Source organism: Desulfohalovibrio reitneri, assembly GCF_000711295.1.
In the GTDB taxonomy this organism is placed as follows: Bacteria; Desulfobacterota; Desulfovibrionia; order Desulfovibrionales; family Desulfovibrionaceae; genus Desulfohalovibrio; species Desulfohalovibrio reitneri.
The window spans coordinates 712,987-725,302 of sequence record NZ_JOMJ01000003.1 but is presented as its reverse complement, the minus strand read 5'-3'; the positions used below and the strand labels follow the sequence as shown (position 1 = coordinate 725,302).

Annotated in this window: 14 protein-coding genes; 12 read left to right on the top strand and 2 right to left on the bottom strand. The window is 63.5% G+C overall.

Annotated elements, in window-relative coordinates; translation table 11 throughout:
- The first annotated feature begins 31 nt into the window (after positions 1–31).
- From N911_RS0103940 to argB, 11 genes are all read left to right on the top strand, one after another.
- Positions 32–694, top strand: a complete 663-nt coding sequence (locus tag N911_RS0103940; protein WP_029894552.1) for a 50S ribosomal protein L25 — start codon at positions 32–34, stop codon at positions 692–694.
- Between the two features lie 63 nt (positions 695–757).
- Positions 758–1,387: an aminoacyl-tRNA hydrolase gene (pth, locus tag N911_RS0103935; RefSeq protein WP_029894550.1), complete on the top strand. Its 630-nt coding sequence runs from the start codon at positions 758–760 to the stop codon at positions 1,385–1,387.
- A 72-nt stretch (positions 1,388–1,459) separates the two neighbouring features.
- Positions 1,460–1,972: a CarD family transcriptional regulator gene (locus N911_RS0103930; RefSeq protein ID WP_029894548.1), complete on the top strand. Its 513-nt coding sequence runs from the start codon at positions 1,460–1,462 to the stop codon at positions 1,970–1,972.
- A 268-nt stretch (positions 1,973–2,240) separates the two neighbouring features.
- On the top strand, positions 2,241–3,488 hold the full coding sequence (gene rho, locus N911_RS0103925) for a transcription termination factor Rho (RefSeq protein ID WP_029894546.1): 1,248 nt from the start codon (positions 2,241–2,243) through the stop codon (positions 3,486–3,488).
- 100 nt (positions 3,489–3,588) lie between these two features.
- The gene (locus N911_RS0103920) at positions 3,589–4,998 is read left to right on the top strand and encodes a beta-barrel assembly-enhancing protease (RefSeq protein ID WP_051693894.1); all 1,410 of its coding nucleotides are present in this window, start codon (positions 3,589–3,591) and stop codon (positions 4,996–4,998) included.
- Between the two features lie 18 nt (positions 4,999–5,016).
- Positions 5,017–5,418, top strand: a complete 402-nt coding sequence (locus tag N911_RS0103915; RefSeq protein WP_029894542.1) for a PPC domain-containing DNA-binding protein — start codon at positions 5,017–5,019, stop codon at positions 5,416–5,418.
- Positions 5,418–6,707: a M16 family metallopeptidase gene (locus N911_RS0103910; RefSeq protein ID WP_051694303.1), complete on the top strand. Its 1,290-nt coding sequence runs from the start codon at positions 5,418–5,420 to the stop codon at positions 6,705–6,707. Before N911_RS0103915 ends, N911_RS0103910 begins: the two co-directional genes overlap by 1 nt.
- Before the next feature lie 114 nt (positions 6,708–6,821).
- Positions 6,822–7,274, top strand: coding sequence for a macro domain-containing protein (locus tag N911_RS16615; protein ID WP_341860291.1), 453 nt, complete (start codon positions 6,822–6,824; stop codon positions 7,272–7,274).
- A 2-nt stretch (positions 7,275–7,276) separates the two neighbouring features.
- The gene (gene hslV, locus N911_RS0103900; protein WP_029894538.1) at positions 7,277–7,822 is read left to right on the top strand and encodes an ATP-dependent protease subunit HslV; all 546 of its coding nucleotides are present in this window, start codon (positions 7,277–7,279) and stop codon (positions 7,820–7,822) included.
- On the top strand, positions 7,819–9,207 hold the full coding sequence (hslU, locus tag N911_RS0103895; protein WP_081859040.1) for an ATP-dependent protease ATPase subunit HslU: 1,389 nt from the start codon (positions 7,819–7,821) through the stop codon (positions 9,205–9,207). The genes hslV and hslU overlap by 4 nt, the downstream gene beginning before the upstream one ends.
- A gap of 49 nt (positions 9,208–9,256) precedes the next feature.
- On the top strand, positions 9,257–10,144 hold the full coding sequence (argB, locus tag N911_RS0103890; protein WP_029894534.1) for an acetylglutamate kinase: 888 nt from the start codon (positions 9,257–9,259) through the stop codon (positions 10,142–10,144).
- A 32-nt stretch (positions 10,145–10,176) separates the two neighbouring features.
- On the opposite strand, the gene N911_RS0103885 is transcribed toward argB, so the two are convergent.
- Together N911_RS0103885 and pyrR are read right to left on the bottom strand one after the other, a co-directional pair.
- Positions 10,177–11,076: a DMT family transporter gene (locus N911_RS0103885; protein ID WP_029894532.1), complete on the bottom strand. Its 900-nt coding sequence runs from the start codon at positions 11,074–11,076 to the stop codon at positions 10,177–10,179.
- Between the two features lie 124 nt (positions 11,077–11,200).
- Positions 11,201–11,737: a bifunctional pyr operon transcriptional regulator/uracil phosphoribosyltransferase PyrR gene (gene pyrR / locus N911_RS0103880; protein ID WP_029894529.1), complete on the bottom strand. Its 537-nt coding sequence runs from the start codon at positions 11,735–11,737 to the stop codon at positions 11,201–11,203.
- A 199-nt stretch (positions 11,738–11,936) separates the two neighbouring features.
- Here pyrR and N911_RS18725 point away from each other — a divergent pair, with 199 nt between their 5' ends.
- Complete coding sequence (locus N911_RS18725; protein WP_237559884.1) at positions 11,937–12,257, top strand: IscA/HesB family protein; 321 nt, start codon at positions 11,937–11,939, stop codon at positions 12,255–12,257.
- The last annotated feature ends 59 nt before the right edge of the window (positions 12,258–12,316 follow it).

Here is a 12,316-nt window from a genome sequence, read left to right as displayed (position 1 = left end):
CGAGCGCATTTCACTCCAAAGGAGAACAGACATGGCCGAACAGCTTGAACTCACCGCCCTCCCCCGTGAAGAGGCGGGCAAGGGCGCTTGCCGCGAATTGCGCCGCCAGGGCTTGATCCCGGGCATCTACTACGACGGGTCCGGTCAGAACGTGCCGGTCAAGGTGGACGGCGTGGCCCTGGAAAAGGTCTACGGCGAGGTGGGCCACTCCTACGTCTTCACCCTCAAAGTGGAAGGCGGCCTGGAAAAGCCGACCCTCATCCGCGAACTCAAGCGCCATCCCTTCAAAAACCAGTTCGTTCACGTCGACTTCTTCGGCGTGGACCTGACCAAGAAGGCTCTCGTGGACGTTCCCGTCGAGGTCCTCGGCGAAGCTCCGGGCGTCAACGAGGGCGGCGTGCTGACCCTCTTCCACGACTATCTCACCGTGGAGTGCCTGCCGCTTAAGACTCCTCACTCCATTCAGATCGACGTCAGCGAACTGAACATCAACGACTCGGTCAACATCGAAGACGTCAAGCTGCCCGCGGACGTCGAGATCCACTACGACGAGAACTTCGCCGTGCTGGGCGTGCAGCCGCCGCAAATGGAGCCCACCGAGGAAGAACTCGAGGCCGAGGAAGCCGAGGAGGCCGGTGAAGAGGCCGCCGAGGGCGAGGAATCCGCCGAAGGCGAAGAAGAGTCAGGCGAGTAACCCCGTTACACGAGTCGCTTTACCCAGGGCTCCAAGGCGACTTGGAGCCCTTTTTTTATCGCCATGGAATTCGCAGGAATGATCGTCGGCCTGGGCAACCCGGGCGAACAGTACCGCATGACCCGCCACAACGCGGGCTTCATGGTTGTCGATGCTGTGCTGGCCGAGGCGAGGGAGAAACACTACCGCACCGCTGAAGAACTGCCTGGGCCGGACGACTCCGAAACCTTCGCCGTGAGCCTGCCGAAGGTTCCCAAGAACCGTGGGCTCTTCCTGCTGGCCAAGCCCATGACCTACATGAACCGCTCTGGGGTGGCTGTGGCGCGACTGTGCAAGGAACACGGCGTTTCACCCCAGAATGTGCTGGTGGTTCACGACGAAATGGACCTCCCCCTGGGCCGGCTCAAAATCAAGAAAGGCGGCGGCGTGGCCGGACACAACGGCTTGCGCTCCCTGGTGGACGAGCTGGGCACCGACGCGTTCACGCGTCTGCGGGTGGGCATCGGACGGCCGGAACAGTCGTGGCAGGTCAAGGACTATGTGCTCACGCCCTTCTCCCCGGTTGAACTGGAGCTTTTGCCGCCAGTGCTGGCTCGCGCCCGCGATGCCCTGCCACTCTTTTTCGGCCGCGGACTCTCCGCTGCGCAGCAATTCCTTCACCCCTTCGACGCGGCCGCGGAGACGGCCGATTAGCGAGGACCATGTTGGACTTGCCCACTGCTTTTGTGTAACATGGCCGTTCTACGTCTGGAATGGAGGACTTTGTTGTTTAACGTAAACGAACTCGTGGTGTATCCGGCGCAGGGTGTCGGCAAGGTGGAGCGGGTCGAGTCTCAGGAGATTGGCGGCGCCACCGCCGACTTCTACATCGTCCGCATACTGGCCAACAACGTCACCCTCATGGTTCCGGTGGCCAACGCGGCCAACGTCGGCCTGCGCGCCCTTTCCAGCCAGGACGAGGGACAGCGCATCCTCTCCATCCTGCAGGACCGTTCGGACTTCACAGGCTACACCGGGCAGAACTGGAACCGGCGTTACAGGGAATATTCCGAAAAGCTCAAGAGCGGCGACCTGGCCGACGTCGCCTACGTCCTCAAGGAACTGCTGCTCATCGGCCGGGACAAGGAGCTTTCCTTCGGCGAGAGGCGGCTTCTGGAGCAGGCCATGGGGTTGGTGACCACCGAACTGTCCTTCGCCCTCGACAAGGACCAGGAAGGGGTCAAGGAAGAAATCCGCGACATGTTCAGCGACGTGCTGGGAGAAGAAAACGAACTCTGATCCCGCCGCAAGGGTTGCATCAGTTGGCTCTTTGCGGTAATTGCCCTTCGGTCGACGTCCGGCATTCCCCGCCAACCGGTATCTTCGACTCCTAAGCGTTCGCCGCTCCGGCGGCCCCGGAAAAACCGACGACACAATTTTCGCTGATCGTTTCCGTCTTGCCAACCAGTATGCAGACAAGAGCCTGCACGCGTGCCGCAAACTCCTTGGTGGCGCGCGCGTGCGGACGAGGAAAACGGCAAACCCATCCGCAGCATAGAGGGTGCGAATGAACCTCTCCGACCTCAAGCGCAAGAGCATGCCCGAGCTCATGGAGCTCGCCAACGAACTGAAGATCGAAAACCCCTCCAACATGCGCAAGCAGGAGCTCATCTTCGCGCTCCTGCAGAACCGCGCCTCGCAGAACGGCTCCATTTACGGCGAGGGCGTGTTGGAAATACTGCCGGACGGGTTCGGTTTTCTGCGCTCGCCCATGTACTCCTACATGCCCGGGCCGGACGACATCTACGTCTCACCCTCCCAGATCAGACGCTTCGGCCTGCGCACCGGCGACACGGTCAACGGCAGTATCCGTCCTCCCAAGGAGGGCGAGCGCTATTTCGCCCTGCTGCGCGTTTCCCATATCGATTTCGAGCCGCCCGAGGCCACCAAGAAGGTCATCCTCTTTGACAACCTGACCCCCATCTACCCTGACAAGCGATTCGTCATGGAGAACGGGGACAAGAACTACTCTTCCCGGGTCATCGACCTTCTGGCCCCAATCGGCACCGGCCAGCGCGGCCTCATCGTGGCCCCGCCGCGAACCGGCAAAACCATGCTCCTGCAGACCATCGCCAAGTCCATCCGGGCCAACACCCCCGACGCCTATCTTATCGTGTTGCTCATCGACGAGCGTCCCGAGGAGGTCACGGATATGGAGCGCTCCGTGGACGCCGAGGTCGTCTCCTCCACTTTCGACGAGCCGCCCCAGCGCCACGTGCAGGTCTGCGAAATGGTAATGGAAAAGGCCAAGCGGCTGGTCGAGCGCAAGAAGGACGTGGTCATCCTGCTGGATTCCATCACCCGTCTTGGACGCGCCTACAACGCAGTCACCCCCTCCTCCGGCCGTGTGCTTTCCGGCGGCTTGGACGCCAACGCCCTGCAGCGCCCCAAGCGCTTCTTCGGCGCGGCGCGCAACATCGAGGACGGCGGCTCCCTAACCATCATCGCCACCGCCCTCATCGACACCGGCTCCCGCATGGACGAGGTCATCTTCGAGGAGTTCAAGGGCACCGGCAACATGGAGATCTACCTGGACCGCCACCTGGCGGAGAAACGCCTCTACCCGGCCATCGATATGAACCGTTCCGGGACGCGCAAAGAGGAGCTTTTGCTCCCCGAAGACGTGCTCAACCGCGTCTGGATACTCCGCAAGGTCCTCTCCCCCATGAACTCCCTGGACGCCATGGAGTTTTTGCTCGACAAGATGCGTGGCACCAAGAGCAACAAGGAATTCCTGGACATGATGAACAAATAGGCCTGATGTGGTTTTGTGAAGCGAAAAAGGGGCCCACTGGGCCCCTTTTTCGTTTGCCGGCCCCGTTGCCTAACGGCTGCTTGGGCTTTATCCTCACTCAATGACCCAACGCCGCACCCTGGCCGCCGTCACCGTGGCCTGCCTCCTCATCGCCACCTTGCTCTGGGCCCCGCCCGTCCGTCGGGCCGAGGCGCTGTTCGGCGGTCTGGACATCAGTCAGGAGGCGGAGCTGGGCAAGGAGTTCGCGCGGGCGGTCGAAGCCCAGGTGCCGCTCATCAAGGACCCGGTGGTGCTAGGCTACGTGCGGGATCTGACCAGTCGCATCAAGTCCTCCATGCCGCCCATCCCCTTCGACATCACCACCAAGGTCATCCGGGGAAAGATGCTCAACGCCTTCGCAGGGCCAGCCGGACACGTTTACATCTTCTCCGGCCTTCTGCTGCATTTCGAGCACGAAGCTGACTTGGCCGGCGTGCTGGCCCACGAATTCGCACACGTCTCCCAGCGCCACCTGGCCGAACGCATACGCCAGCAGCAGATTCTGGGAGCGGCTTCGCTGGTGGGAGCGCTGGCCGGAGCGCTTATGGGCAGCGACGCGGGCGCTGCCGTTGCCCAGGGCAGTCAGGCAGCCTCCCTGTCCGCCATGCTTTCCTACTCGCGCGACCACGAGCGCGAGGCGGACCAGGTAGGCATGAACTACCTGTTGGAATCAGGCTTTTCCCCCTGGGGGCTGGTGCGCGGTTTCGAGGTCATGCGCACAAAGCAAAACCTCTCCGGGCGCGAGATCCCCACCTACATGTCCACCCACCCCGGGCTTTCGGAGCGCATCGGCTACCTCACCGACCGCATCGAGAGGCTGCCTGAGGAGATCAGGGAGCGTGATGACAGCGACCAGCGTTTCGAACGCGCCAAGGCCCTCATCCGTTGCCGCTACACAGAGACCTCACTGGCCGAAGGGTACTATCGGGGCGACCAATCCTCATTCACGTGTCTGGAGCACATGGGGCTGGCCGTGGTGCGCAGCCGCCAAAACCGTCCGGCCCAGGCACGCGAATCATTCCGGAAGGCCCTGGCCTGCGATGATGCGGACCCGCTCATCCACCGCGAGGTGGGCATCTTCCATTTTGAACAAGGGAAATTCGGACAGGCCGGACGCCATTTACAGAAGGCATATCTCCGTGCCCCCTCCGATCTCATGGCCCTTTTCTATCTTGCCCGGCTGCTGGGCGAACAGAAGGAATACCCCAAGGCGATCGAATATATGGAGCGGGTCAAGGAGGAGTTCCCAGAGGACAGCGAGGTCCGCTACCACCTGGGGCGAATATACGGCGCCTCAGGCGATGTGTTCCAGGGCCACTTGCAATTGGCCTATGCCGCGCTCTATTCCGGCGACCTGGAGCGTGCCGGATTCCAACGCTCGCAAGCCGCCAAGCATGCCCAGGACGAGTCGGCCGAAGAATCCCTGGAGAAGTTCGACAAAACAAAACAAAACATTTCCAAGTACCTCTAACCTCTTTAGGAGCGATTCATGGAACCTTTTCTCGTCCGCCTCCCCAAGGAAGCCGACATGCTGGAAGCGATCGCCGACGTGTGCCGCGAACGCGGCGTGAACAAAGCCTTCATGTCCTGCATCGGCGCCGTGGAAAAGGCGGTGCTGGGCTATTATCACCAGGACGAGCGGCGCTATGAGAGCCAGACCTTCGACCAGCACATGGAAATCCTGTCCGGAATCGGCAACATCAGCCTCAAGGACGGCCAGCCCATGGCCCACATGCACCTCACTTTGAGCTGCGCCGACTTCTCCGTAATCGGCGGGCACACCATGCCGGGCTGCAAGATTTTCGCCTGCGAGCTCTTTGTGCAGCCTGTGCCCGGCGAAGAACTGGTGCGCGGCTTCGACGAGCCCACCGGCCTGCCCCTGTGGACCTGATGGCCGAACCAATCCTGCACAGACTGGACAACGGCCTGCGCATCGTGGCCGAGCCCATGAACCATGTCCGCTCCCTGTCCCTCGGGGTGTGGGTCATGGCGGGCTCGCGCCACGAGCCGCGGGGCCTGGAAGGCGCGGCACACCTGTGGGAACACATGGCCTTCAAGGGCACCTCCACCCGCAGCGCCCTGGACATCGCCATGTCCCTGGACCGCCTAGGCGGCCTGTCCAACGCCTTCACCGGGCGCGAGGAGACCTGCTTCCACGCCCGGGTTGTGGACCACGGCCAGACCGAGGCCTTTGACGTGCTGGCCGACTTGGTCCGCAATCCCAGGCTGGACCCTGCGGAGCTGGACCTGGAAAAAGGAGTGGTGCTGCAGGAGCTGGCCATGGTGGAGGAAAGTCCGGAGGAAGCCGCCTTCGAGGCCTTCTGGGCCGACATGTGGAGCGGCTCCCCCCTCTCCCACTCAATCCTGGGAACCGAGGAAAGCGTGTCCGGCATCAGCCGCGAAGATCTGCTTCGCTGGGGAAAACGGAAGTACGCTCCTGACCGCATCATCGTGTCTGCGGCCGGTTCGGTGGACACGGAAGGGCTGGTCCGGGCTGCTGAACACTTCTTCGGCGATCTCCCCCGCGGGGAGGAGCCTCCCACCCCACAGGTTCCCGAGTACACACCCACCTTCTCCAGCCGGGAGCGCGACACCGAGCAAAGCCACGTGCTCATTGCCACACCCGGCGTCTCCATGCGCGACGACAGGCGCTACGCCTTCGCTTGCCTCTCGGCGCTGCTGGGCGGGCAGATGTCCTCCCGCCTTTTCCAGGAAATCCGCGAACGGCGAGGCCTGGCCTACTCAGTGTATTCCAGTTCCTCCACCCTCTCGGACTGCGGCGCACTGCAGATTTACGCCGCGGGCAAACCGAAGCGCACCGGCGAACTCATCGAAGTGCTGCGGGACGAACTGGCTGCGGTGGCGAACGGCGCTGTAACCAGGGAGGAATTGGCCCGTGCCAGGGAGCACCTGCAGGGCCTGCTTCTCCTGGGTGCCGAATCCACCGAGGAGCGCATGCTGCGCCTGGCCAAGAACGTATTCTTCCACGGCCGCCACGTGGACTTCGAGGAATCCGCCCGGCGCATCGGGGAAGTGAGTCTGAACGAAGTGCGCCAGGCAGCGGCCGAATCCCTCCGACAGGGACGGATGAGCCTGTCCCTGACCGCGCCGCGTATCGACCCGGACTGGCTGGAACCCTTCCGCCCTTCCGAAGCAGCCAAGGAGGCGAGCCATGCCTGAGGCAACCTGGACCGTCGATTCCGGCACGCTTGTCGTCCGCCAGGGCGACATCACCCAAAGCGAACGACAGGCCGTGGTCAACGCGGCCAACTCGTCCCTGCTGGGGGGGGCGGAGTGGACGGCGCCATCCACCGGGCGGCCGGCCCCAAGCTGCTTGAGGCATGCAAGGAAATCGCCAGGGCGCATGGCCCCCTTCCTCCGGGTGAGGCGGTCATCACGCCCGGCTTCGACATGCGGGCGGATTTCGTCATCCACACCGTGGGGCCGGTCTACTCGGGGGGCGAGCAAGGGGAAGCCGAAACCCTGCGTTCGGCTTACGCCCAATCCTTGCGGCTGTGCGGTGAAAACGGTATCGACAGCGTCTCCTTCCCGGCCATCAGCACCGGCGCCTACGGCTATCCGGTGGATCTGGCCGCCCCCCTCGCCCTGGAGGAACTGCGACAGGGCCTTCTGCGTGGCGACGCCTCCCTGGCGGAGATGGTTCTGCACTCCGAGGCGGACTGGCGGCGGTGGAAGGAAACGGCCGAGCATACACTGGGCCAACCCGAGACGGAAAAGGACGACTAAATATGGAATCCGCCTTCGAGGCCACCACAATCGTGGCCGTTTTGGACGAGACCGGCGTGGCCGTGGCCGGCGACGGACAAGTGACCATGGGCCAGAACGTGGTCATGAAGCACTCCGCCCGCAAGGTACGGCGCATCCATCACGACAAGGTCGTGGTGGGCTTCGCCGGGGCCACGGCCGACGCCTTCACCCTTTTCGAACGATTCGAGTCCAAGCTGGACGAATTCAAGGGCAACCTGCTGCGCGCCTCGGTGGAACTGGCCAAGGACTGGCGCACCGACAAATTCCTGCGCCGCCTGGAGGCGCTCATGCTGGCCAGCGACGGCGAGCACCTATTCGTGCTCTCCGGCACCGGCGACGTCATTGAGCCGGATGACGGTTTGGCGGCCATCGGCTCCGGCGGCCCCTTCGCCTTGTCCGCCGCCCGCGCCCTGACCCGCCACGCCGGCATGGACAAGCGTTCCGTGGCCGAGGAGTCCATGCGCGTGGCCGCGGAACTGTGCGTGTACACCAACGACCAACTGACCATCGAGACCATAGACAGATGAGCAACGACGCCAACGACCCCAACCAACCCCAGGAGCAGGGCCCGGGCCTGCCCTCCTTCGTTCTGCGCGGCGCCAGCGACGGCGAAACCTCGCTGACCCCGCGCGAAATCCATTCGGAGCTGGACCGCTACATCGTGGGACAGGCCGAAGCCAAGCGCATGGTGGCCATCGCCATGCGCAATCGCTGGCGGCGGCGCAAGATCGACCCGGACCTGCGCGACGAGATAGCGCCCAAGAACATCATCATGATGGGCCCCACCGGCGTGGGCAAGACCGAGATCGCCCGTCGGCTGGCCAAGCTTTCCCGCTCCCCCTTCTTCAAGGTGGAGGCCACCAAGTTCACCGAGGTGGGCTATGTGGGCCGCGACGTGGAATCCATGGTGCGAGACCTCATGGAGATCGGCGTCAACCTGGTCAAGAAGGAGGAGTCCACCCGAGTGCGGGCGCAGGCGGAGCAGGCCGCGGAGGAGCAATTGCTCGACCGCCTCCTGCCCGACTCCAGAAACGCCACCGAAACCCGCGAGAAGTTCCGCCGCATGCTGCGCGAGGGCAAACTGGACGACCGCGAGGTGGAAATCGAGGTCTCGGCCGAGGGGCCGAAGCTGGAAATGCTCTCCATGCCCGGCATGGAGGACATGGGCAACCAGATGAAGGACATGCTCCAGGGCGTTTTTCCCAAACGGGAGAAGCGGCGCAAGGTCAGCGTCAAGGAGGCGCGCGAACTGCTCATCGAGCAGGAGAGCGACCGCCTCATCGACATGGACAAGGTCGCCGAAGCAGCCAAGGTGCGCGTGGAGCAGTCCGGCATCCTCTTCATCGACGAGCTGGACAAGGTCGCGGGCAGCGAGCGCAGCCAGGGGCAGGACGTCTCCCGCCAGGGCGTGCAGCGCGACCTGCTGCCCGTGGTCGAGGGCTGCTCGGTGAACACCAAGTACGGCATGATCAAGACCGACCACATCCTGTTCATCGCCGCGGGAGCCTTCCACTACGCCAAGCCGTCGGATCTGGTGCCGGAGCTCCAGGGCCGCTTCCCCCTGCGGGTGGAGTTGTCAGATCTGGGCACCGAGGAATTCTACCGCATCCTCACCGAGCCCACCAACGCCCTGACGGTGCAGTACAAGGCGCTGCTGGCCACGGAAGGCATCGAGCTGGAATACACCGATGACGCCCTGCGGGAGATCGCCTCGGTGGCGGAGAAAATCAACAACGACACCGAGAACATCGGCGCCAGGCGGCTCTACACCATCATGGAGCGCATCCTGGCCGAACTCTCCTACTCCGCCCCGGACATGGGCGGCGGCAAGGTGGTGGTGGACAGGCAATACGTGCTGGACCACCTGGGCGACGTGGTGGAGGACCGCGACCTGTCGCGCTACATCCTCTAAACACCGAGGCACGCGGAGGGGCCGCCCCGTCCGCTGAAGGAGACACACCGTGTCCGTAATCCGCAAGGCGGAGCGCCAGGCGCGCATCATCCTCGAGGCCCTGCCCTTCATCCGGCGCTTTCACGGGCAGACCATCGTCATCAAGTATGGCGGGCACGCCATGGTGGACGAGGAGCTGAAGAAGCAGTTCGCCCTGAACATCGTGCTGCTCAAGTACATCGGCATCCACCCTGTCATCGTCCACGGCGGCGGCCCCCAGATCAAGGACATGCTCTCCCGCCTGGGTATCGTCTCCGAGTACAAACAGGGGCTGCGCGTCACGGACGAGGCCACCATGGACGTGGTGGAGATGGTACTGGTGGGCAAGGTCAACAAGCAGATCGTCAACCAGCTGAACCTGGAGGGCGCCAAGGCGGTGGGGCTGTCCGGCAAGGACGGCCAGCTCATCAGCGCTCGCAAGCTGGAGATGGTGCTGGAGAAGAGGGACGCCCCGCCGGAGATCATCGATCTGGGCAAGGTGGGCGAAGTGACGTCCATCAACAACGCCCTCATCCACTCCCTGCAGGCGGAGAACTTCGTGCCGGTCATCGCCCCGGTGGGCGTGGACGACGAAGGCCGCACCTACAACATCAACGCCGATTCCGTGGCTGGGGCGGTGGCCTCCTCCCTCCAGGCGCGGCGCATGATTCTGCTCACCGACGTGCCCGGCATCCTCGACCACGAGAAAGAGCGAATCTCATCCATGACCCGCGCCCAGGCCGTACAGGCCATTGACAACGGCGTTATCCAGGGCGGCATGATCCCCAAGCTGCAATGCTGCCTGGAAGCCGTGGAGAGCGGCGTGGAGAAGGCCCACATCATAGACGGCAGGGTGGAGAACTCCATCATCCTGGAGTTGTTCACCGACCAGGGTATCGGCTCGGAAATCGTGAAGTAGCCTTATCGGGACGGAACCCGGCCGGCGCGCACTCAGGGCGCGAACTGGCCGGGTTCCTTCTGTTTGACGCCCCTACGCCCCGCCAGCAACGAGCCGCCAAGGATCAGTCCCGCCCCCAGGAAGAAAGGCGCGCCGACCACCTCGGCGAAGAACAGCACGCCCCATACTCCCGCGAAGACAACCTGCGTGTACCCGGCCACCGAAACGCGGCCCGCCGGTTCCAGGGCCAGGGCCCTGGTCATGGTGTACTGCGACACGGTGGCCAGTGCGCCAATGCCCAGCAGCAGGGCCACGCCCCATACGTCCGGCCAGACCCAGACCGGAATGGAAGCCGCCCCTGCCAGCGCGGCGCTCATGAGGCTGACATAGAAGGTTGGGCCCAGGGGATGCTCGGTCCGGCCTAGCTCATGCAGAATAACCTTCACCGTTCCGGCGAAGAAGGAGGAGGCCAGCGCGGCCAGCAAGGGCCACAGGGGCAGGGCCGCCTCCGCTCCGAAGAGGAAGGCGGGGCGGGCGATGACCACCACGCCCGCCAAACCCAGCAGAAGCGACAGCCCGGTGCGCTTGGAAAACGCCTCCCGCCCCATGCACATGGACAACAGGGCCGCGAAAACCGGGTGGAGGTAGAACAGCGTCACCGCGTCCGCCAGCGGCAGATGGAGAATGGCGTAGAAGGAGAGGCTCATGGCCCCGAATCCCAGTCCGCCGCGCAATAGCAACAGCCGCCTGTTGATCCCCATGGGATGCACGCCGGCCCGCCGCATGAGCGGAATGCAAATAAGAGCGCTTATCAGCCCCCTGGCCATGACAATCTGCATGAGGGCGACCTGTTCACCCACCGCCTTGACGCAGGCTGTGCCCAGACTGAACCAGAAGGCGGAAACGACCATCAGGCGCACGCCCGGGCCGATGGCCGAGAAAGGACGCGGCATGGTCAACCTGTCGAAGAGGGGATGAAGTACGCGGCCGGGTGGCCGCCCATCAGAGCGATGAAGGGTCAAAGCGCATGAAGAGCCGAATTTGCGAACAGGAAATCGAATTCGTCGGGAGGCTCCATCAGGCGCGCACCACCTTGATGGAATCCTCGCCGTCGCGCTCCCGCACTAAAACATTGACCCGGTCGTCCAGGCCGGTTTCCACGGTTGTCCCCACGAAATCCGGCTGAATGGGCAGTTCGCGGTGCCCCCGGTCCACAAGGGCAAGGAGTTCCACCTTCTTGGGTCGGCCGTAATCGAGCACCGCCTCCAGGGCGGCCCGGATGGTGCGGCCGGTGAAGAGCACGTCGTCAACCAAAATGATGCGGTAGCTGGGCAGGTCGAAGGGAATCTCGGTGCACTGGATGAAGGGCTGTACCGACAGGGAAGTCCAGTCGTCGCGGTAGAGGTTGATATCCAGCTTGCCCAGGGGCACCCGGACGTTCCCCCTGCCGTCCAGCATGGTTTTCAGCCTGTCGGCCAGGTCGGCCCCCCTGCGCTGGATGCCCACCAGAGCCAGTTCGGTGAGGTCCCCGTGGCCGGAGGCGATCTCCTCGGCCAGCCGCTGGATCATGCCTTCCATTTCCTCGCCCGAGGCGATGACGCGATCTGCTTCCATGGGTTCCTCCTCGAAAAAGGCCCTTATAGAGCAGGCAGGGGCTTCGCGCAATGGATTGTACGTACGGGGCGGCACGAAAATCCGCCTGGAAAGATCGTGAAAATTCGCACAGACCTTGCAATTTGCCTTTTCCTCGTTGACAAAGGCCGCTCGCCGTTTAGTCTTCATAGGACAAAGAGCAATCTGCAAGGAGAACTTGATGATCGAAGTCACCGACTCCGCCAAGGAGCAACTGGACAAGTACTTCGCGGACAAGGAGGTCTCTCCCATCCGCGTGTATCTCGCCACCGGCGGTTGAGCAGGCCCGAGGCTTTCGCTGGCTCTGGATGAGCCGCGTGATACCGACGAAAAGGTGGAGAACAACGGCTACACCTTCGTCATGGACAAGGAACTCTACGACAAAGCCCAACCCGTGACCATCGACATGTCCTACCTCGGCTTCCAGGTGAATTCCAACCTGGAGCTGGGCGGCGGCGGTTGCGCCTCGAGCTGCGGCTCGGGCGGCTCCTGCGCCTGCTAGACAGTCGCCACGGTGAAAGCGCGAAGGGTGCCCCGGATAATCCGGGGCACCCTTCTCTT

What these genes read in the sequence shown, in the direction of transcription:
- N911_RS0103940 (WP_029894552.1), top strand. Translation starts at nt 32, where the DNA reads ATGGCCGAACAGCTTGAACTCACCGCCCTCCCCCGTGAAGAGGCGGGC.
- pth (WP_029894550.1), top strand. Translation starts at nt 758, where the DNA reads ATGGAATTCGCAGGAATGATCGTCGGCCTGGGCAACCCGGGCGAACAG.
- rho (WP_029894546.1), top strand. Translation starts at nt 2,241, where the DNA reads ATGAACCTCTCCGACCTCAAGCGCAAGAGCATGCCCGAGCTCATGGAG.
- N911_RS0103920 (WP_051693894.1), top strand. Translation starts at nt 3,589, where the DNA reads ATGACCCAACGCCGCACCCTGGCCGCCGTCACCGTGGCCTGCCTCCTC.
- N911_RS0103915 (WP_029894542.1), top strand. Translation starts at nt 5,017, where the DNA reads ATGGAACCTTTTCTCGTCCGCCTCCCCAAGGAAGCCGACATGCTGGAA.
- N911_RS0103910 (WP_051694303.1), top strand. Translation starts at nt 5,418, where the DNA reads ATGGCCGAACCAATCCTGCACAGACTGGACAACGGCCTGCGCATCGTG.
- hslV (WP_029894538.1), top strand. Translation starts at nt 7,277, where the DNA reads ATGGAATCCGCCTTCGAGGCCACCACAATCGTGGCCGTTTTGGACGAG.
- hslU (WP_081859040.1), top strand. Translation starts at nt 7,819, where the DNA reads ATGAGCAACGACGCCAACGACCCCAACCAACCCCAGGAGCAGGGCCCG.
- N911_RS0103885 (WP_029894532.1), bottom strand. Translation starts at nt 11,076, where the DNA reads ATGCCGCGTCCTTTCTCGGCCATCGGCCCGGGCGTGCGCCTGATGGTC.
- pyrR (WP_029894529.1), bottom strand. Translation starts at nt 11,737, where the DNA reads ATGGAAGCAGATCGCGTCATCGCCTCGGGCGAGGAAATGGAAGGCATG.